The organism is Aerococcus sp. 150760013-2 (assembly GCF_053627715.1).
The window spans coordinates 56,461-80,785 of sequence record NZ_JBSEYI010000012.1; the positions used below are offsets into that span (position 1 = coordinate 56,461).

Annotated in this window: 20 protein-coding genes and 1 pseudogene; 19 read left to right on the forward strand and 2 right to left on the reverse strand. The window is 38.4% G+C overall.

The genetic code is table 11. From position 1 onward, the window contains the following. Window positions 1-34 precede the first annotated feature (34 nt). The 5 genes from ACUW85_RS07570 to ACUW85_RS07590 all read left to right on the forward strand — a co-directional run bounded on the left by ACUW85_RS07570 (window position 35) and on the right by ACUW85_RS07590 (window position 5,527). On the forward strand, window positions 35-1,303 hold the full coding sequence (locus ACUW85_RS07570) for a ClC family H(+)/Cl(-) exchange transporter (protein WP_182023537.1): 1,269 nt from the start codon (window positions 35-37) through the stop codon (window positions 1,301-1,303). A gap of 23 nt (window positions 1,304-1,326) precedes the next feature. After that, window positions 1,327-1,716 carry a GNAT family N-acetyltransferase gene (locus ACUW85_RS07575; protein WP_306345478.1) on the forward strand — a complete coding sequence of 130 codons (390 nt, stop codon included), beginning with the start codon at window positions 1,327-1,329 and terminating at the stop codon, window positions 1,714-1,716. 644 nt (window positions 1,717-2,360) lie between these two features. Beyond that, window positions 2,361-2,711 carry a hypothetical protein gene (locus tag ACUW85_RS07580; protein ID WP_069286737.1) on the forward strand — a complete coding sequence of 117 codons (351 nt, stop codon included), beginning with the start codon at window positions 2,361-2,363 and terminating at the stop codon, window positions 2,709-2,711. 48 nt (window positions 2,712-2,759) lie between these two features. Further along, window positions 2,760-3,107: a hypothetical protein gene (locus tag ACUW85_RS07585; RefSeq protein WP_069286736.1), complete on the forward strand. Its 348-nt coding sequence runs from the start codon at window positions 2,760-2,762 to the stop codon at window positions 3,105-3,107. A 767-nt stretch (window positions 3,108-3,874) separates the two neighbouring features. Further along, window positions 3,875-5,527 (forward strand): DUF6119 family protein, encoded by a 1,653-nt coding sequence (locus ACUW85_RS07590; RefSeq protein WP_182023538.1) that lies wholly within the window; start codon window positions 3,875-3,877, stop codon window positions 5,525-5,527. A 1,369-nt stretch (window positions 5,528-6,896) separates the two neighbouring features. Here ACUW85_RS07590 and ACUW85_RS07595 read toward each other — a convergent pair. Both ACUW85_RS07595 and ACUW85_RS07600 read right to left on the reverse strand, forming a co-directional pair. Beyond that, window positions 6,897-8,237 carry an ISL3 family transposase gene (locus tag ACUW85_RS07595; RefSeq protein WP_182023539.1) on the reverse strand — a complete coding sequence of 447 codons (1,341 nt, stop codon included), beginning with the start codon at window positions 8,235-8,237 and terminating at the stop codon, window positions 6,897-6,899. Window positions 8,238-8,386: 149 nt separating this feature from the next. Beyond that, window positions 8,387-9,802 carry an aldehyde dehydrogenase family protein gene (locus tag ACUW85_RS07600; RefSeq protein WP_182023540.1) on the reverse strand — a complete coding sequence of 472 codons (1,416 nt, stop codon included), beginning with the start codon at window positions 9,800-9,802 and terminating at the stop codon, window positions 8,387-8,389. 296 nt (window positions 9,803-10,098) lie between these two features. On the opposite strand from ACUW85_RS07600, the gene ACUW85_RS07605 reads away from it, so the two are divergent. From ACUW85_RS07605 to ACUW85_RS07670, 14 genes and pseudogenes are all read left to right on the forward strand, one after another. Beyond that, window positions 10,099-11,103 carry a Gfo/Idh/MocA family protein gene (locus tag ACUW85_RS07605; protein ID WP_149256272.1) on the forward strand — a complete coding sequence of 335 codons (1,005 nt, stop codon included), beginning with the start codon at window positions 10,099-10,101 and terminating at the stop codon, window positions 11,101-11,103. 106 nt (window positions 11,104-11,209) lie between these two features. Continuing rightward, window positions 11,210-11,392: a hypothetical protein gene (locus tag ACUW85_RS07610; protein ID WP_048725950.1), complete on the forward strand. Its 183-nt coding sequence runs from the start codon at window positions 11,210-11,212 to the stop codon at window positions 11,390-11,392. A gap of 197 nt (window positions 11,393-11,589) precedes the next feature. Beyond that, window positions 11,590-11,976, forward strand: coding sequence for an alpha/beta hydrolase (locus ACUW85_RS07615; RefSeq protein WP_259345410.1), 387 nt, complete (start codon window positions 11,590-11,592; stop codon window positions 11,974-11,976). 62 nt (window positions 11,977-12,038) lie between these two features. Continuing rightward, window positions 12,039-12,419 carry an alpha/beta hydrolase family protein gene (locus ACUW85_RS07620; RefSeq protein ID WP_310648935.1) on the forward strand — a complete coding sequence of 127 codons (381 nt, stop codon included), beginning with the start codon at window positions 12,039-12,041 and terminating at the stop codon, window positions 12,417-12,419. 151 nt (window positions 12,420-12,570) lie between these two features. Continuing rightward, on the forward strand, window positions 12,571-13,044 hold the full coding sequence (locus ACUW85_RS07625) for a hypothetical protein (protein WP_016896846.1): 474 nt from the start codon (window positions 12,571-12,573) through the stop codon (window positions 13,042-13,044). Between the two features lie 399 nt (window positions 13,045-13,443). Further along, window positions 13,444-14,121 carry a phosphoribosylaminoimidazolesuccinocarboxamide synthase gene (locus ACUW85_RS07630; RefSeq protein ID WP_182023541.1) on the forward strand — a complete coding sequence of 226 codons (678 nt, stop codon included), beginning with the start codon at window positions 13,444-13,446 and terminating at the stop codon, window positions 14,119-14,121. Between the two features lie 13 nt (window positions 14,122-14,134). Continuing rightward, window positions 14,135-17,797, forward strand: a complete 3,663-nt coding sequence (locus tag ACUW85_RS07635; RefSeq protein WP_182023542.1) for a phosphoribosylformylglycinamidine synthase — start codon at window positions 14,135-14,137, stop codon at window positions 17,795-17,797. A gap of 14 nt (window positions 17,798-17,811) precedes the next feature. Beyond that, window positions 17,812-18,291 (forward strand): 5-(carboxyamino)imidazole ribonucleotide mutase, encoded by a 480-nt coding sequence (gene purE / locus ACUW85_RS07640; RefSeq protein ID WP_182023543.1) that lies wholly within the window; start codon window positions 17,812-17,814, stop codon window positions 18,289-18,291. A gap of 11 nt (window positions 18,292-18,302) precedes the next feature. Next, window positions 18,303-19,553, forward strand: coding sequence for an amidophosphoribosyltransferase (locus tag ACUW85_RS07645; RefSeq protein WP_182023544.1), 1,251 nt, complete (start codon window positions 18,303-18,305; stop codon window positions 19,551-19,553). A gap of 30 nt (window positions 19,554-19,583) precedes the next feature. Next, the gene (gene purM, locus ACUW85_RS07650; RefSeq protein ID WP_182023545.1) at window positions 19,584-20,609 is read left to right on the forward strand and encodes a phosphoribosylformylglycinamidine cyclo-ligase; all 1,026 of its coding nucleotides are present in this window, start codon (window positions 19,584-19,586) and stop codon (window positions 20,607-20,609) included. Next, window positions 20,606-21,169, forward strand: a complete 564-nt coding sequence (purN, locus tag ACUW85_RS07655) for a phosphoribosylglycinamide formyltransferase (RefSeq protein ID WP_182023546.1) — start codon at window positions 20,606-20,608, stop codon at window positions 21,167-21,169. Before purM ends, purN begins: the two co-directional genes overlap by 4 nt. A gap of 51 nt (window positions 21,170-21,220) precedes the next feature. Further along, on the forward strand, window positions 21,221-22,741 hold the full coding sequence (purH, locus tag ACUW85_RS07660) for a bifunctional phosphoribosylaminoimidazolecarboxamide formyltransferase/IMP cyclohydrolase (RefSeq protein ID WP_182023547.1): 1,521 nt from the start codon (window positions 21,221-21,223) through the stop codon (window positions 22,739-22,741). Window positions 22,742-22,771: 30 nt separating this feature from the next. Beyond that, complete coding sequence (gene purD / locus ACUW85_RS07665) at window positions 22,772-24,025, forward strand: phosphoribosylamine--glycine ligase (protein WP_182023548.1); 1,254 nt, start codon at window positions 22,772-22,774, stop codon at window positions 24,023-24,025. A 36-nt stretch (window positions 24,026-24,061) separates the two neighbouring features. Further along, window positions 24,062-24,265 (forward strand): annotated as a pseudogene (locus tag ACUW85_RS07670) (hypothetical protein); the annotation flags it as partial. Window positions 24,266-24,325: the final 60 nt, after the last annotated feature.

A 24,325-nucleotide genomic window follows, 5' to 3' on the forward strand; every position in this document is an offset into this window, starting at 1 on the left:
AGAGTCAAACTTGTCAAAGAGGGGTATGATATTGATGCATGAAGGACGATTGAATTATCGTTTGGGTTTATTGAGTATTATTTCTGGTGTTTTAGTTGGGATAGTTGTCTCCCTATTTAGAATTGCAATTCCGTTTCTGATGGGGTTAGTAGAGCGTCTCTTAAATTGGGGACAAGTTTCAATCGGCCATAGTTTCTTATTTATACTGGCATTTGGGGTGCTTGGTTGTTTAGTGGCTTGGACGGTACAAAGAGAGCCTATGATTGGTGGATCAGGTATTCCACAAATTGCAGGGAAACTTGGTGGTAAATTAAATTTTTCTTGGCCGTCTGTTTTGTTTTATAAAATAACTGGCGGTTTACTAGCGATTGGGTCAGGACTCACACTAGGACGGGAGGGTCCTTCAGTACAAATTGGGGCAGCAATCGGTCAAGGGGTAGCAGAAGTAAGCAAATCTTCTAAAGCGTCTACGAAATACTTGATTGTTGGCGCAGCAGGTGCCGGTTTAGCCACTGCTTTTAATGCGCCAGTATCCGGTATTATTTTCTGCTTAGAGGAATTATTGAAGAAGGTTACCCGTCGTGGATTTTTGTCTGCCACTTTAACGATAATTACAGCATCTTTAGTATCGATAGCACTGATTGGAGATGATGCTGCTATCACTATTCCTCAAGCTTTACATGTAGAAATGACTACTTACCCGTATCTACTTATTTTAGGGATCTTGTTAGGTTTATCAGGTGTACTTTTTAATAAAGTTATCTTATGGTCTAAAGCTATATATAGTAAATGGACTGCACCTACTTTTTGGAAAATGGTTTTTCCTTTCCTTATCACAGCCGTGGTATTGCTGTTTGATGCGCGGTTAATTGGCTCAGGTGAACAATTGATTTTATTACCATTTTTGGATAATCCTAGCGTGATGACATTGGTTTATTTATTCATATCAAAAATGGTGTTACTTGGTGTGGCTTTCGGGTCAGGAATTCCAGGGGGGATCTTTTTCCCATTATTATCTCTTGGGGCTTTAGTAGGGAATATTTACGCGAGTGGATTGTATGCTTTTGGTCTAGTGGATGCATACACGATTACGGTCTTTACTGTCATTGCGATGGCAGCGCATTTTGCAGCGATTGTCCGCGCACCATTAACGGGTATTTTTCTAATATTAGAAATGACAGGGGGCTCTATCCAGTATTTACTCCCTATTGCCATTGTTACTTTTATTGCTTATTTTGTGGCAGAAATATGCCAATCTGAGCCTATATACGAATCGTTATTAGGGTTGATGGTGAAAGCGTAGAATGAGCCTATAGGAGGGCAAATATGCAGAGAAATTTTAGGCAAGCAGCATTAAATGATTTAGACCGTATTATGGTCATTGAAGAGAGCGGCTTTACCCCTGAGGAAGCAGCGAGTCGAGAAGCTATGGCTGAGCGGATAGCGGTCATTCCAGATACTTTTATACTGGCGACAGACCAGGAAGGGACGATATTGGGTTATGTTGTGGGCTCGGTGATTAAGGACCGGTATTTACATGATGACTTGTTTGAGAAAACGTTAGCCAATCCGGCAGTCGGTGGCTATGTGGGTGTGTTGAGTCTGGTGGTGGATCCCGCATTTCACGGTCAAGGCATTGCCAGTAAGTTTTTGGATGAACTGGCAGATCGTGCGAAAAAGAGCGGCCGAGTTGGCATTAGCTTGACTTGTTTATAGGGGTTAATTCCTTTTTACGAGCGGAATGGCTATGTGAATGAAGGTATTTCGGATTCAACCCATGCCGGTGAAACATGGTATGACTTGGTTTTGTATTTGAAATAGCTATGATAAAAACCTTGATTAAGGCGTCTGATTAATGGTATCGATTGGGCGTCTTTTTTGATGTGAAAAATTGAATTATACTTTAAAAGGTATAATTTTATGATAGACTAGAAGTAAGAAGTAGTTCTAACGATTAAATAAAAAATAGAAATGTTTGTTTGGGGAGGAGTAAAAATGAATAAACAATTACTATGGTCGCTCAATTTATTAGGCATATTGGGTTATGTGGTACTATCAATTGTTTTGCCATGGTCTCTAATTGTTAGAGTGTATCTATTTATATTGGTTTGTTCTTTCTACTACACTATTGATCAAATTAGTAAATTATTAAATACGAGACGAGGTTGGATAAGAGGGATTTTGCTAGGTTTATCTATAGTACTCTTTAGTCAAACTTTTTGGAGTGAAAACAATCAGGTAGCAATCTACTTAATGCTGTTTATCATTTTTTGTACAATAACCTACGCCTTGTTTTTCAAAAGTGAAGCGAGTTGAGATAAATAGTTTTAAGGATAAGTTGTTCACTGGGAGTGATATAAATGATTGTTGAAAAATTTGTTAAAAATAGTATATGGGTAGCGCTTCTAATCTATATTGGTGTTGTATTTATTTTTCCAGATAATAGAGCATTAGAAGATGCCATGCATAGACTGTTTACCGTTACTATTTTAATAAATGGTTTCTTTATCGATAGAGAAAAAGATGCTATTTATAATCATACAATTTCAAGAATTTTGATATGCATTCTGCTTGTATTCTTTATAGCCACTGCTATATTTTCCCCTTATAATCAGCAACTAAACAAAATTTCTGCTATCGCACTATTTACAGTGATTCTCACTATGTTGATCATTTATTACCTAAGGAAGTATCTGATAAAAAGAACGTAATCTTTTTGACAATTATGGGAAGTGTTGTTTGAGAAGGTGGCATTAGACATGGAAATTAGAAAATACATTAATATTGCTGGTGTAGTAGCTATAATATTTTATCTAGCTGCCTTATATTCTTATCCAGAGAATCTGGAATTACGAATGGTGATGCAAAGAATGGTATTTGCAGCTATATTTCTCAACCCTACAAATCCGGATGAAACGCTATTTAAAGGGAAATTCTTGAAAATTATTTTGTGGTCCGCTTTCGCATTTTTTGTGGCTACGCCAATCTTTGTCTCTTATAACCATCCGCTGAATTGGCAGTCTGGAGTATCGATTTTTGTAGTTTTCGGGATAGCTGTTGTGCATCGTTTACTTATTTGGATTATGAATAAGTGGGTAAAGAACTAGGGGGGTTAACAAGGTAATGTATAGGAATTGTGAAGGGGAGTAAATATGACTGTGAAGAAATATTTAAATGTTGCAATCGGTTTAGCTTTAATATTGCACATCGTGCATTATTTTTTATGTCAGAGAATATTGCTTTGGAACAAATGCCATCAAGATTACTGATGGCATGTTGTTTAGCTAGAGTATTCGTTTTCAGGGATAACGTAAGTTACCTACTAAAAGGAAAAGTGTATCGTATAACATTTTGGATACTACTTGCTTTCTATCTAGCGAGTCCATTCGTCGTTCCATACAACGACCAAGTCAATAAATTTTCTATAATTATATTGGCCGTTTACCTAGTTGTAATAGTTATTGTTGATATAAAAAATTATGATTTTAATGCAAAATGATTTATTTATATCAAAGCGGCCTACGGTTTAGAAGACCGTTGCTCTCTGACTAAAAGTTACTTTAGAGATTGCGAGGGTAATAGAGACAAAGAGGAAGTAAATTTTAAAATGTCTTATTTTAGGAGCAGATGAGCGTATGCTCTTTTTTATGGTAAATCAGTAGAAGTATAACTAGGTAATTTTGAATATTTTACTTTTCAAGCTATTGGAGAAATCTCTAATTAGTCTACTCCAGATATTGTACACTAGCCATTTTATATTTTTATAAAGTATGCTAACAATTTCCAATTTATATAAAAATAATATACGATTGATTATAGAAAGAGCGCAGGGGTTGAATTGAAACATTATACTATAAATATTGGGAGTGAAGATATGGCTAAAAGTAAAGAAAAATCACGGAGCATCTCTATTTTTCTACATAAGGAAAAAGTTAGAAGTATCTATAGTTGTTTGAAAGAGGATGAAGGTAATGTTTATGAGTACTCCGAAGATTTAAATAACGAGTTAGGTTTAGAAGGTAAAATATTTATTGGCAGAACAACTTCAGGAATGCAACCGGGATGGACAGAAGATTTAAATAAAATGTCTGATAAAGAAATAGTACTAGATCCCAATATTTCTAACAGGGCTGTGGTTATAATAAAATGTAACAATCGTTTTTTTAGTATAACGTTTGGGTATGGGCGTGGAATGTTAAATATGAATAGCGTTGTCAGAAATTTCGGGTTAAAAGTGGCAGTTAATGTTTTAGATGATGATAAATTATCCAAGCTATCGATGTTGGATGTAAGCGATGCATCGATGGTGAACAATACTGCTCAGCCGATTTCTCCACTAAATATAAATCAGATGAATATTGATTTAAACACAAATATTTTCAAATCGATTGCTGGTACACCCTTAAAGGATAATATAGGAACATCTGTAAATGGATCTGATTCTTTATTAATTAAAGGAAAAATTGACTTTAATAACATTAAGTCATATCTTGAAGAATATTATACAATTTATTCTAGTAATGATTATCAAAAAAACGGCTTTGGTTGGATTGATAATATACAAATTGAAAAAGACAATGAAATCAAAGATAAATTAGATAAAAAATTGATTGAAGCCATTCAAAGTGAATCAGATAAGGTAATTATTCAGCCAAATATTGAAGTAGAAATCGATTCGATTGAGGGGTATTATTTAACAGGTACTGGTGCGAAAACAGACGATATTATTTCTGATCCAATAAAGTATGATTATTATTTTAATAATGTAAAAGAATATATAAGTAAAGGAAAGACAGATCCTGTTAAAAAGTTACATAACAATAAGATTTTTGTTAGATATTTAAACGGGGAGAAAGAAATTGTTAGTAGTGTTTATCATGGAATTATATTTGAAACAGTACTTAATAGTGAAAAATATGTCTTATATTCTGGGGATTGTTATGTGATTAATAGCGATTATTACGGTAGAATAATCAAAAATATTAAAGCCATACCACACGCTCAATTTAGTCTTCCGAAATTTAGATATCTCAAAGAAAAGAAAAATAACATGATTAAAGAGCGAGAAGAAGATTATAATTCAAGAGTCAGTAATGCAAGTTATATTTTAATAGACCAGAAAAATTTCTATACGAATGTAAATAATAGCTCAATTGAACCATGTGACCTTTTTGGTTTAGAACCCAAGAGATTTATTCATGTGAAGGTTGGAACAGAATCATCCAATTTGAGCCATCTATTTAATCAAGCTTATGTTTCAGCTCAAACTTTTGCTTCTGATAGTTCTTTCAGATCGCACATTCAGAACTTATTACCTATAGGAAGTCCAGATATCATAGGTCCTAATAATCAAAATTCAGATTTTGAAATCGTGATTGCAATAGTTGATAAAGCAAGTAGAACAATTTACGAAGCAATCCCTTTTTTCTCAAAAGTTTCTTTAGATAATATTGCAAGAAGTATTCAAACCATGGGTTACCGTTTATCACTACTAAAAATTGATGTTGAAGTTGTGGATGAACTTTAGAAGATTTCACTAAAATAACTTCCGTGCAAATAGTTTTAGTGAATCTAGATATATAATTTTTATAAAAAAGACTATTGATTATTTTCCATATCATGGGAGGAACGAAGCAATTTTTGACTTACGACATCTGATTTGGGTACTTAACTTTAAAATGAAAGTAACTCCGAGATCTATAGTGTAATCATTAAATTAAAAAAACGTTCAATTTATAAAAATTTATAATAATCACGATTCTGATCTAAAATAGCGTCATGTATTGCTGAAATTTATCTTTTTCTTTCATATGTCTACGATTATATGAATTTTTTTAAAGTCATGGTTGTAAGGTAAATTCTCAATATAAATCAGTCTAGGTTGATCGAGGTCCGTAGGGAAATCAGTAATTACGATATCGTATGTATTAGTAAGTAAGAATGAAATCACTAATTTCACTTGATAAATGACTTGATATGACCTTTTCTGAGCGTTCGAAACTCAGAAATTCACCTATAAATTTAGCATGATTCCGTGATTTTTTACTGATAACAACGATCTAGATAGATTTATCTCTTGTTAATAGCTGTGTAATTAGTTTCTTCCAATTATTGATTATGATACAAAGTAGGAAATTTTTATTATTTTCGTTTAAAATGGTATCTTTTTGTGTATATCGCTCAGTAAGAAATTTTTTCAAGAGGGGCTATAAATTGAGGTGCTATTTTCCTTATACTTTCGATAAAGCAGAATTCAAAAGAACCCACCCATATTTTTTATTATATTAGACTGTCATTTTTTGCTAAAGCATATTATGATATTAAGTATAACAACTAAAGTGAATGGATTTTAAAAGTTGGGCAAATGTAAAGGCTGATTTCAAGGGATCTTTTTAGTGTTTTCCCCGCACTAGCGGGGGTGATCCAGATATAGGGTAGAAGAATTAAATTCGGTAGTAGTTTTCCCCGCATCAGCGAGGGTAATCTTACAATTCAAAAACCAAAAGCTATGGAAATAAACAAATTCCATAGCTTTTGATGTATTTAGAATTAATGGTTCTTTTACAAATAGTGTTGGTAAATAATTTCAAACCAAGCGAATACGTTTTTTAGTTTTTAATAACAATTAAAAAATCAATAAAGTTAAATGCCATGCACGCTGTGATGTGTATGGCTTTTTTCTTGCCATTAGGCAAGGAAAGCGACCAAAGAGATAACATTTTCTAACAAATGGTGTTTCGACCTTACAGTGTACGTTCCTTAAAATCCGTGGCACCAGAGAGAGCCAAGGTCTCTTTTCTTTGAAATCGAGCCTTAGTCTCGATTTCATGCTTGTTCACGGCTAAGGTCGTACACTTTCAGTCCTCTTTATTCAAAAATATACCACTATCCCTGGGTTAGCTTGCCATCCCGTCAAATGTATATGGTTCAGGATCGGATGGTTTGTAATTTAATTTGAATTGCACTAGAATTCTTGCACGTAAATGATGGAAGTTCGAATATCCAAAACCTGTTCGTTTAATTAATTTAATTTTATTATTAATACCTTCGGTAGGACCATTTGATACAGTATATTTCAAGGCGTTATGTATATAAGGCAAGAATTTGACTAATGTTCTGATCGTTCTTCTCGTACGACTTGGCAAAGTGCGGTGCTTAGTCCCTTGTAGGATTTCATTGAAAATATTGATATCATGAGTTGAAATGGCATATTTTAGTTCATTCATCAGGGTATAAGTAACCAAAAGTTCGTGTGAGATGCTCAAAAGATAATCAACAATACGTTGTTCTGATATTGCTTCACCAAATTGGCGAACATAATGTGTATCCGTAAAATTTAAATCTTCAGCATTCTTTAACAATAATTTCCATTGTTTTTTGAGTTTTTTGTAGTCCGATGGACGGCTCGTTTTGATAGCATTCATCACTTTAATACGATTAGAATTGATTGTTTCATTCAGCAGCTTTACTATATGGAATCGATCAATGACAATCTTCGCATTAGGGAAACATGTGCGAATGACCTCTAGATAAGGTGTATATAAGTCAATCGAAACTGTCTTCACACTGCTCCGAGCAGCCCAGGTAAAGGAAGAAAAGTAATCGATGAGCGACGAATGTTTTCTATCAACGATAATATCAATTAGCCTTCTATTATGCGTGTCCACAAGGACAGCACTCATCGCATTCGCTACACGACTGGTCGATTTAAACTCATCTACACCGAGGTGATTCGGGAGATAATTTCCCTTAGGTGATAGTCCCTTACTTGCTTTCATTAAAGTTCTGGCCACTGTTGGAGAGGAGATATGGTAACGTTTAGCGATTAACCGCATAGATTGCGTATCAACCAATTCGGAGCTAATTTGGCTTTTAATGGCTTTAGAAATACAGCAAAATTTTTCAACTAATGGTGTTTCAGCAATAAAAGTTTGTGCACAGTGTTTACAATAAAAGCGTTGCTTCTGTAATTTAAGTAAAACAGGATTAGTAGCTGTGTTCGGTAATCGAATGATAGCTGGTTTAAAGCCATGCTTGATGATATCTTGGTTACCAGTATTCTTTACACCACAGTGCATACAAGCCTTAGGCTTGTATGTAAGAACCCCATGTAAAACGAAATGATTGATTTCATGATACTTTTCAAGTGGCAAAAGATGCATAGATTTTGGTATTTTTATACCAATATTATTGTCGAAAATACCGCAAAGTTGTTTTATAATAGACGTATGGGACATGATTTTTCCTTCTTTCTGTATTCGTCGTGGTTTACATGAATTAAGGATATCATGTCCTTTTTGTGTACACAAAAAATAGTGTCAATGAGATTCCACATGAAATCTCACCAACACTATTTATTATAGAACCTATTATATTATCCAATTATCTAATCTTCTAAGAAAATCGCTTTTGTCTCTAAATAATCCTCTACACCAAATAGACCGTTTTCGCGACCTAGTCCGGATTGTTTGTAGCCACCAAATGGCGCAAGCGGATTACGTTCTGATTTGTTTACAAAGATATTACCAGTTCGTAATTGCTTAGCCACTTTATAAGCATCTTCAGTAGGTCCAACTACTGCACCTGAAAGGCCGTAAATTGAGTCATTTGCAATTTCAATGGCTTCTTCTTCAGTATCGTATGTGATGATGACAAGTACAGGACCAAAAATTTCTTCTTGGGCAATCGTCATATCATTAGTGACATTTGTAAAGACAGTAGGTGTTACAAAATGACCAGTTTCAATGGCTGGTTTTTTATCACCGACTAAAACTTTAGCACCTTCTGCTTTACCTTTTTCAATATATTCGAGTACTGTTTTCTTTTGATTAGCGGATACCATGGGGCCAACAAGCGTATTTGGATCAGCAGGATCACCGATAACGACGTTCTCTTCATAGAAAGATTTTACTTCAGCTTCTACATCAGCTAATTCGTCTTTAGGTACTAACAGTCTTGTAAGTGCAGTACAAGTTTGCCCTTGGTTGTTTAAAATAGTGCCCATTGATTTTTTAACTGCAAAGGATAAATCGCCACCAGGTAAATAAACTAACGCAGATTTACCACCTAGTTCAAGAATGATATGCTTGATGCCTTTAGCAGCATTTTCATATAGCCCTTGACCAACTTCTGTTGACCCAGTAAAGGAAACAACGGCGACATCTTCATGTTCTGCTAGATAGTTACCAGCACCACTACCACTTCCAAGGATTAGGTTGAATACACCTTTTGGAAAGCCTACTTTTTCAGCTAATTCAAATAGTTTAACTGCAGTAAGTGGTGTATCAGATGCTGGTTTAACAACTACGGTATTCCCAGCTAATAAAGCAGGTGTGATTTTTCGTTGAATTTGATTTAATGGATAGTTCCAAGGTGTGATTGCAGCAACTACACCATAACCTTCTTTAATGACTTTAGTATTACCAATTTGTTGCGTTAAATTGTAGTCTTTAATGGCCTCAACTGTAGCTGACATTTCATCAATGGCTAAACCAACTTGTCCTGACTCGGAGAAGGTCTTGGCAGCACCAAATTCTTCAACAATAATGTCACGAATTTCTTCTTTATGGGCTTTGATTTCAGCTAATAATTTTTCTACATAACCGGTTCTTTCTTCAAGAGATAGATTATTCCAAGCAGGAAAGGCTGTCTTAGCTGCTTCAACTGCTTGGTCAACATCTTCATTTGCAGAGTATGCGACTTGGGCAAACGTTTCTTCAGTTGTCGGGTTTTCTACTTCTTTGTATTCATTATTGGTAGGGGCTGTCCACACACCGTTAATGAAATTGTTATACTTTTTCATGAGAAATCCTCCTTAAAATCTTTTGCCTAACTATCTTATATGATAAAGGACATTTTGATAGCTGGCTAGTGAAACGAATTGGCGCTACCTTGTTCTTAATCGCTACCGGGGAGCTTGAAAGAGCCTTTTTATTCTAAAACAGCGACTTGTCGGATACTTTGTATGAAATTGAATAAAAAATAAAATTTGTGTCAAAAAGGGCTAGAATTTGTGGGTTTAGAGGCTTATAATTAGCTATCAGAAAACAATGTTAACACCTAGTTTGGCGGTATTTCTAGGTTAATGGAGGGGTAAATTTGAAATTAGGGATAGCGGGGACTGGAAAAGTGGTTGAGCAATTTTTACCGGTAATTGCTGAGTTGCCAGAAATACAAGTAACTGCAATTAACTCAACACCCAAAAGCGTTGATAAGGCGATAGCCTTTCAAAAACAATATGGCATTGATCAAGTATACAGTGATTACAATCAATTTTTGACAGAAGCAGATATTGATACAGTATATGTTGCCGTCATTAATAACTTACATTTTCCTTTTGCTAAGGAAGCCTTACTTCATGGTAAGCATGTTATATGTGAGAAACCTTTTACGATGTCACAAAAGGAATTAATCGAATTAGAACGACTATCCATTGATTACGAGTTAGTATTGGCTGAGGCTGTAACAGGTCAGTTCGTCGAAAATTATGGTAAAATCCGTGAACTTTTACCACTTCTTGGAGATATCAAGTTAATTGAATGCAATTTCTCAAAATATTCGAGTAAGTATGACTCTTTCACAGCAGGTAACGTCTTACCGGCCTTTGATATCAAAAATGGTGGCGGTGCCTTAATGGATTTAAATTCATCCAATATACATTTCGTTGTTGGCTTAATTGGGAAACCAAAGAAAGTTACTTACTACCCTAACATCGAGAATGCTATCGATACATCTGGCGTTTTAATCATGGACTATGGATACACAAAAGCCGTATGCATGGCTTCAAAGGATTCTACAGGGGAAAATGGGGCAACTATTCAAGGTACTAAAGGTACTATTAGAGTCAATAGCGCTACTAATAGGGTCACTTCATTTGATATTTGGACAAATGATGGCTATAGGGATCATTTTGAATTGAATACATGCGAGCATAAAATGGGCGCAGAATTTAAGATTTTTGCAAATTGGATTGATCATGAGGATACCATGTATGCAGAGGAACATTTAGCCCAAAGTTTAACAGTTATGGAAATACTAGATATGGCTATTGCTGATTCAAACCTAATAGAAGAACCGTTTTGGGAACCAAAACTAACATTTTAAAATTATCTAGGCCTGAATATTTTATTTGGGCTTTTTTTAATAAACCAAAAGATTTTTCTTAGCGTGCACTCCAGGGATTAGACTAGATTTACCTGGAGGTGGAAACATGAAAACACGTCATTTAGGTGATAGTGAAGTAGTTGTCACTGAGATTGGTTTTGGCGCAATGGATATGTCCTTGGGCTATGGCGTAAGACCAAATAGACAGGACATGATTCAGGCACTTGGAAATGTTTACGGGATGGGTAATCACTATACACCAGAAATGCAGGCCCGCGTAGATTTATAACTATGTTTCTTAGGATACTGGGTAAGGTAGTTGGGTTTCTTTCTTGAGTTTATCTCGTCTTTAGCATATGAATATGAAAAGGTCAGTGAAATCGCTGGCGTTTCAGCGGAGAGCATCCGTTATTATGAAAAAATTTACTAAGCCATCCTATTAAACGCAATGAGCTACCATTAGCCCTTAGCTGGACCAAACGTTCAATGGGATTTGACTATTTTGATGACTTTACAGATACCTTCATTGTGCAAAATGACCTTGCGACGCCAAGCTCAGTAAATCCAGGAAAAATTATTTTTTATCTTTCGAATGGTGGCTTTTGGTTACAACCATCCTTATTTCACTTTAATATGGCACGCAAAGTAGCCAACCTGACAGGTCGGCAAGTGGTCATGCCTATTTTTCCAAAGGGACCAACCCACAACGTTGTTGATGCCTACAAAATGATTTTAAAAGGCCACTTATATTTAATCGAAGAGAAGGGTATTGCCCCCAAAAATATTGCTATTCTTGGTGATTCGACAGGCGGTGCTTTGGCGGCTTCCTTTATGCAGCAACTGGGGGACCATGAGTTGCCTTTGCCAGATTAAGTAATCCTGACTGCCCCAATATTGGATGGGACATTGCAAAATTTTCTAGTGGCTATGACCATGTGGCGTACGAACTCTTTTTACAACCGAAATTAATCGCGCTTAAAACAAAAACTTTCGCAAAACCTTTTCCGGCAATTAGCCCTTTAGTTTCGCCATGGTACGGATCATTTAATGACTTACCACCTATATTAGTCGTGAGTGGGACGAGATATTTAACCTTGACTTACACACTTGCCTTGAAGGAAAAGGTTGAAGCTGAGGGATTACCAATTTATTTCGATAGCCACCAGCATATGGCCCATATTTTCTCAATTTATCCGATTTCTGAAGCAGATGATGCGCTAGATATTATGGCAGAATTTGTAGCTAAGGTGCGAGAGCCGACGCCAAGAAAGGAAACGCAGTCCTTTTTTGGAGGCTCGAACCCGATTATAGTCTAGCTCAGGGGAGATTACGCTGTAGTCTTTGATCGCCTAATGAATTGAAAGTGATAAATCTATGTAACTTTTGACTAACCTTGTTCTAGGATTCTAATGGGCTTATGTTACAATGATGATAGTAATGAACTTAGAAGATAAACGGAGGAATACTATGCCATCAATTGAACCAATTTTAGAGAAAATGTTTAACGATAAGAAAGTACCCGTTAAGAAGAATAAATTCAATGAAGACCAAGTGGTTTTCTCAGGTGCTTACCGTATTGCTGAAGATAAAACGATTCCTTTTAATGTAGTAGCACGTGAGTTTAAAGAAGGTTCATCCATAACGGAATACCAAATCACTTATCGTAAACTAGTCCAAGTTGAAGATTTCAACAATCAAACAAAAGCTTTAGCAGTGATTAATGAAATCAACTTGAAACGTGCAGGCTACTACACTTTAATCTTGACTGGTGACGGGGAAATTTACCTACGCTTATTATCAAGAACCACTGAAGATCCACAATTATTGTATGAATTAATGGTCTTTGGTTCAGCGACTGCACGTCTTGTATACCCTGAATTAGAAGAAAAAATTAATGGCAAAAAGGTTGAAGTACTAAAAACCCAACCAAAAGCTGAATAAAAATTCGAATATATAAAAGCTAATCCGCCCCAAAATGTATCTCCAATATTACATACAAGGGCAGATAGGCCGTCATCAGTGCGCAACACGCTGCACTTATGGCGGTCTTTTTTTGCCCATTTTTCCAGTTTCGCTAGCAAAATTTGCCGAAATACAAAAGTTGCACAATTTTTATCGACAACATTAAATTCTTAACAATAAGTGCATATAAAAAGTCGAATGTTCGTCCATAAGGGTCGTTTCCCGACCTAAATTAACTTTTTTTTATTAAACGTTCAGTTTTAACTTGTCTTTACCCATAAAGTTCGTTAAGGTAAGCACATGGTTATCCGGAAAACGAATATTCCGAAATAATTCAATGGAAACGTATGTGTTTATGAAAAGGAGCGATTTTTAGCAATGCTTATTTATTCAGGTAAGACGAAAAACTTATGCCAAGATGATAACGGCCAATATTATTTCCAATTTAAAGACGATGTTACGGGTAAAGATGGGGTATTTGACCCAGGTGAAAACCAAGTAGGGGCAACGATTGAAGGGTCAGGCCACTCTAATGTTGTGCTTTCAACATACTTTTTTGAATTATTTAAAGAAAAGAATATTCCAACGCATTATATTTCTTCAAATACTGAAGAAAACACCATGCAGATTGAAAAAGCCTCTGTATTTGGTGAAGGGTTAGAAGTCATTTGTCGTTTTAAAGCTGTTGGTAGCTTTATCAGACGTTACGGGGCTTACATTGAATCAGGTACACCACTTGATGCCTACGTAGAGTTCACTTTAAAAGATGATGACCGCCAAGATCCCTTGATTACTCAAGATGCCTTAGAGCAATTAGATATTTTAAAAGATGGCGAATATGACCAATTGAAGAAATTAACACAAGATATCTCCCTAGTTATCAAAGAAGCTTTAGCCGAAAAAGGCCTAGAATTATATGACATCAAATTAGAATTTGGTCGCTTAGACAATTCTGATGTCATTGTCTTAATCGATGAAGTTGCAGGTGGAAACATGCGTGTCTATAAAGGTGATGAATACATCGAACCTTTAGCACTTGTGCATTACTTTGAATAATTGGAGGCCAAAAATGCAAGTCATTACAAAAAATAACGCCCAATTCGATGTTGAAGGTCAAAAATATACTAAAGAGGCCTTAGAATTTTTAAATTTTGCTGCGGATACTGAAATTGCTTTCTACAATCTTTACCAATTTGAGGGGGCTTCTGAAGCTACCCTTGAAGCGGTCCAAAAAGCCTTATTCGATACTGAAAAATTAACTTTTATCGAAGAAATCCCGAGCTCTGACTACACTTTCCGCTACCGCCAAGTGACTGGTCAATACAATGAACATGAGCAAATGATGACGGAAATGATCCAACATGTGCTTGGTTTTGAAGAAGTAAAAGTCTTCCATTCTAAAGTCGTGACTTTAGACAATGTCACATCAGACCAAGGGCAAATTTTTGAAAATTATTTCATCAATCCGGTTGAAAATACCGTCATTGCCATGGATGAACCCCCATTTGAAATTTACCCTTCATCTACAGAAGAGCTTGAGGAAGTTGTTGGTTTCACCGAAATGACTGAAGCTGATTTAATAAACCTAGCTCAAAAATTCTCCATGGACTTAGACGACTTGCTATTTTGCCAAAAATATTTTAAATCTGAACACCGTAATCCCAATTTAACTGAGTTGAAAGTCATTGATACATACTGGTCAGACCACTGTCGTCACACCACTTTCAACACCCAAATCGATATCGTGACCATCGATGCTGGTCGCTACGAGCCCTTATTCAAAGCAGCTTTAAATGATTATTTAGAGAAAAGAGCACAACTTGGCCGATCTGAACGTCCTATCACCCTGATGGACCTAGGTACAATTCAAAGCCGTTACTTACGGGAAAATGGCATACTTGACAATGTTGAGATTTCACCTGAAGTGAACGCTTGTGCTTTAGAAATTAAGGTAGACGTTGATGGCACTGAAGAAGATTGGATCCTTTACTTTAAAAACGAAACCCATAATCACCCAACAGAAATCGAACCATTTGGTGGTGCGTCTACTTGTGTTGGTGGTGGGGTTCGTGATCCATTATCTGGTAGAAGTTGGGTATACCAAGGGATGCGAATTTCGGGAGCTAAAGACCCAAATCTACCAATTGATGCCACTCATCCTGAAAAGTTACCGCAAAGAACTATTACGAAACGTGCCTTAGAAGGTAATAGCGATTACGCTAACCAAATCGGTTTAACGGGTGGTTATGCTGAAGAAATTTACCATCCTGGTTATGAAGCTAAACGTTTGGAAACAGGGGCTTTAATTTCAGCGGCACCAAAAGAAAATATCGTCCGCGAAGTACCAGTTGCAACAGATAAAATCATCTTATTAGGTGGCCGGACTGGTCGTGACGGTTTGGGTGCAGCCGTTGGGTCATCGCAAATTCAAACGGAACAATCTCTTGAAAATGCAGGTGCTGAAGTACAAAAAGGGGCCGCAGCCATTGAAAGAAAAATTACCCGCTTATTTAGACGCGGAGAAGCAACACGTTTAATCAAACGTTGTAACGACTTTGGTGCTGGTGGGATTTCTGTTGCTGTTGGTGAGCTTGCAGATGGTTTGGACATTCAACTGGATGATGTACCGGTGAAATACCCAGGTATGCATGGCGGTGAAATTGCACTTTCTGAATCGCAAGAACGTATGGCTGTTGTGGTTGCTGAGAAAGACATTGAAGCCTTTTTACAGTACTGCGAAGAGGAGGATGTTGAGTCGACTATTATTGCTGAAGTGACTGATAATGACCGGATGCAAATGACTTGGTCAGGCAAGCAAATTATTGATTTATCAAGAGCTTTCTTAGATTCAAACGGGGCAGCAAAACACGCGAATGCAACCTTACTACAACCGAAAACTCTTTTCCAAAATGATGTGAAAGTAGGGACAGTCTGGGATGAGGCGTCATTAAAAGCTTATATGTCAACCTTAAATAGAGCGAGCCAAAAGGCTATGGCGGAACAGTTTGACGGTTCGATTGGCCGTGCGTCTGTACTCTTCCCATTAGGTGGTAAATACCGAGCAACGCCTGAATTAGGTATGGCCTCAAAATTACCAGTTGCTGGCGGTAAAACGACCACAACGTCTGGTATGGCCTACGGATTTGACCCTTACTTATCAGAACAATCGCCATTCCACGGGGCTTTCTACTCAGTCATCGAATCAGTCAGCCGCATGGTGGCCTTAGGATTTGACTACAAAGATTTACGTCTATCCTTCCAAGAATTCTTTGAAAACTTACAAAATGATCCAGAACGCTGGGGTAAACCAGTTTTATCTCTATTAGGGGCCAACCTAGCTATGTCTGGACTTGATTTAGCGAGTGTCGGTGGGAAGGATTCTATGTCAGGAACCTTTGATGATATCGACGTACCGCCAACATTATTATCATTCGCCGTTGCGCAAGGTCGTGTGGACCAAGTGGTTTCTCGTGCCTTCAAGCAAGTGGGTTCAACAGTTGTCTTAGTAGAAAACCCATTAAACCGTGACTGGACCATCGATTTAGACCAAGAAAAAGCGATTTATGATGCTATTCACGAATTGGCTAAAGGGGACGCTTTATTAGCTGCTTCGACTGTTGGTTTTAACGGAATGTTGAAAGATTTAATCGAAATGTCTTATGGAAATGGTATTTCTGTGGCTGTTTCAGAGGACTTCACCAACCGCTTGGCTGAACCGATGATGGGGGCTTTCCTCTTAGAATTAGCCGGCAGTCCTAAAGACTTACTTGGGGATATTCCTTACCAAGTTGTTGGCCAAACGCAAGCAGATACCATTCAAATTGCTGGTCAAGACTACGCTGTTAAGGCGATTGAAACTGCTTCAAATGAAGTTTTTGCTTCTGTATTTGATCAGATTGAAAATGCTGACCGCCAAACACCTAAGATTGTCGCAGGCAATAGTTTTGCATGCCCTAATAGTTCTCTTGGCAAACCAGCAACCCCTGTCAAAGCTTTGATTCCAGTTTTATACGGGACCAATGGTGAATATGACTTACAATTTGCCCTTGAAGAAGCTGGATTTGACTGTCAAGTGATGGTCATCGCCGACTCATCAAATGCCAAATTTGAGCAATCAATTCAAACGTTACTTGAAAACTTAAAAGATACACAATTACTGGCTTTACCTAATGGGTCAATCTTTGGTAACCAAACGGATGAACAAGGTCGTGCTTGGGAATTGATCCTTAACAGACCGGATGTCAGCCAAGCTATTGACGCTCATTTACAAGCCGACCGCTTAATTATCGGGTCTGGATCTGCTTTTTCAGCCTTAATCCGAACTGGTTTAATTGAATTTGGCCAAGTGACTGGTCATTCAGCGATTCGTGTTTTACCAAACCAAAACGGCAAGTTTGTGTCTGATTTAACGACTGGCCGTGTGGTTTCTGAAAAATCAGCCTTTACCACTGGTCGAGCTAACAAAACCTATACTGCACCCCTTGCTACAGCATTTGGTCGCGTCGTATTAGGGGAAGCAGAAGAAAAAATCAAAGCTAATGGTCAAGTGATTGCCACTTTTGATACTTATTTTGCAGAAGAAAATATCGACGGCTTAGCTAGTCCAAATGGTTTAGTCTTTGGGACCATCTCTTCATTTGAAAGAAGTGGGCAAGACCTCTACCAAAACGTGCCAAGTCAAGGTGAAAATCCATTCTTAACTGAAGCTTTTGCGTATTTAAACGCCAAATAGGAGGATATTATATTATGTTCGTTAGAATTATTATGGGTAGTTCAAGTGATGTTGAAATCGCCCGCAAAGTAACTAGTAACCTAAGTAAATTTGAAATTCCTTACCAAGTATCTGTGATTTCCGCTCACCGCGCTTTAGATGATCTACAAGCCTTAGTTGGACAAAATGACGCTGACCTTTATATCGGTATTGCCGGTAAAGCGGCACATTTACCAGGGGTGATTGCTGGCATGACTGTTAAACCAGTAATCGGTGTACCGGTAAAATCTTCAACCTTGTCAGGTTTAGATGCCTTGTTATCTATCGTTCAAATGCCTAAAGGTGTCCCAGTTGCGACAGTGGCCCTTGATGGCGGCGAAAACGCGGCTATTTTAGCCGTACAAATTTTAGCGGTGGCAGACCAAGCTTTAACAGAAAAATTAAACGACTATAAAAAAGAATTAAGCGCTGGTGTTCGCGACATGAACAACGAAGCAGCGATTCAAGCGTTGTAGTAGGTGGCTAAATGAGTGGTATTTTAGGCGTTTACTCTTTCGATAATATTGAAGCATTTCCGCATTTATATTACGGACTCTATGCTTTGCAACACCGAGGGCAAGCGGCTGTCGGTATTGGGACAATTACGCCAGATGGTGACAGTCAATTGATCCGTGAAAAAGGGTTAATCAGTGAACATTTTGGTGACGGTTTGATTGAACATATGCCGGGGAATAAGGGGATTGGATTTGTCCAATACCCCTTTGAAAACCGGGAAAGTGAGCCTATGCCTTTTTACCATGAGGGGGCTTTAATGGCGATTGATGGGGAAATTGAAAATGAAGATTTCACCTACCAGGCTTGTATTGAAGTGCTTGGGCAAGATATTGAAACAATTAAGGCTTATTTTGAAGCTTTAATCGGTAAATTTACCTTGATTTATATGAACAATGACCGGTTTATCGCCTATAAACATTTGGACGGGATTAAACCTTTAGCCATTGGGAAGATGAACGATACCATCATTGCGAGTTCAGAAACGGCAGCTATTGATTCGATTGCTGGGCACGTAATTCGTGAAATCCAACCGGGTGAATTGTTTATTCAAACAAAAACACAATGCATTTCTTACTACCTATCAGCCAACATGGAAGCAACTGAAAGCCTGGATGCCTTCGAGTTTATTTATACGGCGCGTCCGGATTCCATTCTAGACGGGATTTCTGTCTATGATGCTCGTTATCGTTTAGGGGAAACCTTATGGCAAGAAGACCAATTGCACAAAGGAATTGTGATTGGGGCACCAGAATCGGGTGTGATTTCGTCTATGGGTTATGCTAAGGCGTCAGGATTACCCTATGAGCAAGGATTTGTTCGTAACCGCTATATTGGCCGGACCTTTATCCAGTCATCGCAAACCATTCGTGAACGAAATATTGAAATCAAATTGACCCCAATTAAAAGTATTGTGGCCAATCGTGAAGTCATTTTAATCGACGATTCTATTGTGCGGGGTTCAACTATTAAACGAACGGTCAACACCTTAAAAGAAGCAGGCGCAAGTAAGATTCATGTGCGAATTGCTGCGCCACCAGTTGTGAAGGGTGAATCGATGACCGTGGATATTCCAGACAAGCACCAACTTGTGGCTTACAACCGATCGATTGAAGAAGTGAGAGATTTGATTGGCTGTGATAGCTTGAAATATATTTCTTTAGATGGCTTCCACCGTGCCATCGGGCGCAGTAAACTTTATGAACCTTATTTTACTGAAGAATAAGCGACAAATAGAAGATAATAGGAGAGCGAAATGGGATTAGATTATAAGTCTGCTGGGGTCAACAAAGAAGCCGGCTACCAGCAGGTGCAATTAATTAAAGACATGATGAAAGCCACTTATACAGATCAGGTGATGACTGAAACAGGTGGCTTTTCAGGTATGGTTGAACTAGGTGCGTCTGATATGAAGGCGCCCGTCTTAGTTTCTGGAACTGACGGGGTGGGGACCAAATTAATGGTGGCCCAAGAAGTTGGTATCCATGATACCGTTGGGATGGACCTTGTCGCGATGTGTGTCAATGACATTATCTGCCAAGGTGCCAAGCCCTTATTCTTCCTTGACTATATTGCAACAGGTAAACTAGTTCCTGGGAAAATGGCCAGCATAGTCCAAGGGGTAGCCGATGGTTGTAAACAAGCTGGTGCTGCCTTAATTGGTGGTGAAACTGCTGAAATGCCAGGTATGTACGGGGAAGATGATTATGATTTGGCTGGATTTGCCGTCGGTCTTGTCGATAAAGAAAAAATCATTTCAGGAAAAGACATCAAAGCGGGCGATATCGCTATTGCCTTGCCGTCTTCTGGCGTCCATTCTAATGGATTTTCTTTAGTTAGAGCAATATTAGAAAAAAATAAGATTGATTTTAATAATCAATATCGAGATACTAATAGGACGGTGGGCGAAGTTTTACTGACACCCACAAAAATCTATGCTAAAGATGTGCTAGCTTTAATCGAGGCCGTGACTGTCAAAGGGCTAGCCCATATTACAGGCGGTGGTTTATTTGAAAATGTACCGCGTACTTTACCTGAAGGCCTTGGTTTAGCGGTTAACCGTGACCAAATCCCAACGCTAGATATTTTTGACTATTTACAAGATCTAGGCCAGGTGGCAGAGGATGAAATGTTTGGGACCTTTAACATGGGGGTCGGTATGGTTATTTTCCTAGACCCAGCGGATGTTGACAGAGCCTTACAAGTTTTAGCGGCTAATGACAGCGGCGCCTTTAAATTAGGGCAAGTGACGACGCAAGCCGACGGAGTATCTTTTGTATGATCAAAATTGGGGTTTTAATTTCTGGCGGTGGGACCAATCTGCAGGCCATTATAGATGCTTGTCGGTTAGGCGACTTACCAGCTAAAGTATCAGTGGTCATTTCCAATAAGGCAGATGCTTATGGTTTAGAACGAGCCAAAAAGGCTGGGATTGACCAAGTTTATACCAATGATGATGAGCGGATTCTAGCGACTTTACAGGGCTATGACGTGGATATTGTGGTTTTAGCAGGATACTTGAAATTGATTGCCAAAGACTTGGTCCAAGCTTTTGAAGGCCGGATGTTGAATATTCATCCTTCACTTATTCCGGCATTCTCAGGTAAGGGGTATTACGGGTTAAAAGTCCATCAAGCAGCTATTGATCGCGGGGTTAAAGTGACTGGGGCTACCGTTCATTTAGTGGACGAAAATTTTGATGAGGGGAAAATTCTGATTCAAGAGGTGGTTGCCATTTTGCCGACAGACACTGCAGAAACCTTGCAGGCACGCGTTTTATCAGTAGAACATAGGATATTGATTACAGCTATCGCTGAAGTCATTCGAGGTCTAGACGGCTAGGTTTAGCTATTAGACGAAGAAAAAATAATACGGAGACATAAGGAGACGAATATGAAAAGAGCTTTAATTTCTGTTTACGATAAGACTGATATTGTTGAATTTGCGACCAAATTAGACCAATTAGGTTGGGAAATCATCTCTACAGGTGGGACAAAATCTTTATTAGAAGAGGCTGGAATCAAGGTGATTTCTGTTGAAGAAGTGACCAATTCACCTGAGATTTTACAGGGGCGTGTGAAGACTTTACACCCACATATTCATGGTGGGATCTTATTCAACCGTGACATTCCTGAACATCAAGAAACAGTTGATGAATTAGGGATTCATGCCATCGATATGGTCATCAACAGCTTATATCCATTTGAAGAAACCGTGAAAAATGCGGACTCATCTAAGGCAGAAATTATTGAAAAAATCGATGTAGGTGGGCCATCAATGATCCGTGCAGCAGCTAAAAACTACAAAGACGTCTTAATTGTTACTGACGCAGCGGATTATGATTTAGTTGCAGACGCTTTGGAAAATGATAATAACACCCTTGAATTACGGGAAAGCTTAGCTGCAAAAGCCTTCAGATTAACGGCTTTCTATGATGCCATGATCGCTGAGTACTTTACTGGCCTAGCTGATGAAAAATTCCCAGAATTATTGACAAAAGCCTTCCGTTATAAGGAAGAATTGCGTTACGGGGAAAATCCCCACCAAGCAGCTGTTTACTATGAAAGTCCGCTTGAAGAAGACTTTGACCTAGAACAATTACATGGGAAACAAATTTCTTACAACAACTACAATGACATGCGGGCCAATATGGACCTTGTCCAAGAGTTTGACGAGCCAGTTTGTGTGGCAGTCAAACATGCTAATCCATGTGGGGTAGCGGTTGCTGATACACCGGCAGAAGCCTACAGAAAAGCATTTGCTGGGGACCCAGTGTCTATTTTCGGTGGGATTATTGGTTTTAACCGCACGGTTGATGCTGAAACGGCTGAAGAATTGTCGAAAATTTTCCTAGAAATTATCGTGGCGCCTGACTTTACGGAAGAAGCTTTTGCCATTTTGGCCAAAAAGAAAAATCTACGTTTAGTTAAATCGACTAAATTAGGTGAATTCAAGGGTAAAGGGACAACTTACAAGGAAACAGTAGGTGGCTTGTTAATCCAAGATAAAGACTTACTGATCTACGCGGAAACAGGTCTTGAACTTAAAACAGACCGTCAAGTAACGGACAAAGAGTTAGAAGATATGGACTTCGCTTGGAAAGTGGCTAAACACTGTGCGTCAAACGCTATGGTCATTGCAAAGGACAAACAAACCTACGCTTTAGGTCACGGGGAAGTGCGTCGCGTATGGGCGCTTGAAGATGCCTTACAACGGTCTGAATTCCCATTAGAAGGGGCAGTTGTCGCTTCAGACGGCTTCTTCTTCCCAGATACCATCGATAGTTTACATGAATATGGTATTAAAGCCATCGTACAACCAGGTGGTTCTGTCCAAGATGAGAAAGTGATTCAAGCAGCTAAAGCTTACGATATTTCAGTTGTGTTCACTGGCATGCGTCATTTCAAACACTAATGACGAGCTGTTAATTCCTAAGGAGAAATCATGAAAATTCTAATTATTGGTGCTGGTGGTAGAGAACATGCCATTGCTTGGAAATTGGCCCAGTCCAACCGACCAGTTGATATTTTTCTAGCACCTGGAAATGCAGGTACGGCAAGTGATTATACCAATGTCCCAATCGAGGTGATGGACTTTGACCGCTTACTTGATTTTGCCTTAACTGAGGCCATCGAGCTGGTGATTGTAGGGCCAGAAGATCCGCTTTGTGCCGGCATTGTGGATGTCTTTAAAGATGCTGGTATTGCTGTTTTTGGTCCTGACAAAATCAGTGCCCAACTAGAAGCTAGCAAGGACTTGACCAAGCAATTTTTGAATAAATATCAAATTCCAACTGCCAACTCTTTTACCACAGCTGACTTTGACCAAGCTAAGGACTATATCAACCAAGCTGACCTGCCAATCGTTATTAAGGCGGACGGTTTATGCAAAGGTAAGGGCGTCGTGATTTGTCACAGTCTTGAAGAGGCAGAGGCCACTTTAAAAGACATGTTGCTTGATCAAAGTTTCGGAGATTCCGCCAGCCAAGTCGTTATTGAAGACTATTTAGATGGCTATGAGCAATCACTTTTATGTTTCGTGTCCAATAACCAATTGGTACCCATGGAGACGGCCCAAGATTATAAGAAGGCATTTGATGGCGATTTAGGGCCCAATACGGGTGGCGTAGGTGTTTATTCTTTACCAAAAACGCCTGAAACCACAGATCCGGCCTTGGATGCACAGATCAAAGCTATTTTGGGGCAAATTGAACGTGGGTTAATCGCTGAAAAATTTTCTTTTTATGGGATTTTGTTTATTGGCTTTATGATTCAAGATGGCCAAGCGAAAGTCTTGGAATTTAATGTCCGCTTTGGGGATCCTGAGACGGAAGTCCTTTTACCAAGACTGGAAAGTGACTTGCTGACAGTTTTTGAAAAAACCCTAGCTGGCACTTTAAAACCCACAGATTTAATTTGGTCAAAGCAAGCAGCAGTCGGCGTGGTCTTATATTCGAAAGGCTATCCTGGTTTTTACGACAACCATGTTGCGATTGAATCCTTACCTGAAAACGCCTTGATTTTCCACAACGGTACGACGACAGATGAAGCAGGGCAATTGATTACAAACGGTGGTCGTGTCCTAACGCCAGTTGCCTTAGCAGACGACATTCAAAGCGCCCGCCAGGCAGCCTACAAGCATGTGGGCCAGATTCGCGGCGCATCACTGACTTACCGGACCGATATTGCCAAGTTATAAATGTAAATTCTTTTTCCAAAGCTAGTATGCGACAGCTTACAAGAAGCTATGGACAAATTGATGGAAGGTAGAACATCATTCGTGATCGCCCACCGTTTATCAACTATCCGTAACGCTGATATTATCTTAGTTATGGACCACGGTAATATCATTGAACAAGGTAACCATGAGGCTTTAATGGCTAAGGGTGGCTTCTATGCGGATCTTTATTTAAAGTCGCCCCTTGAGAAAACCGTGTAATTCATTACATGGATGAATCAAGTTCTAGGGCGACCGTCATTGTATTCCGTTAATTGATTT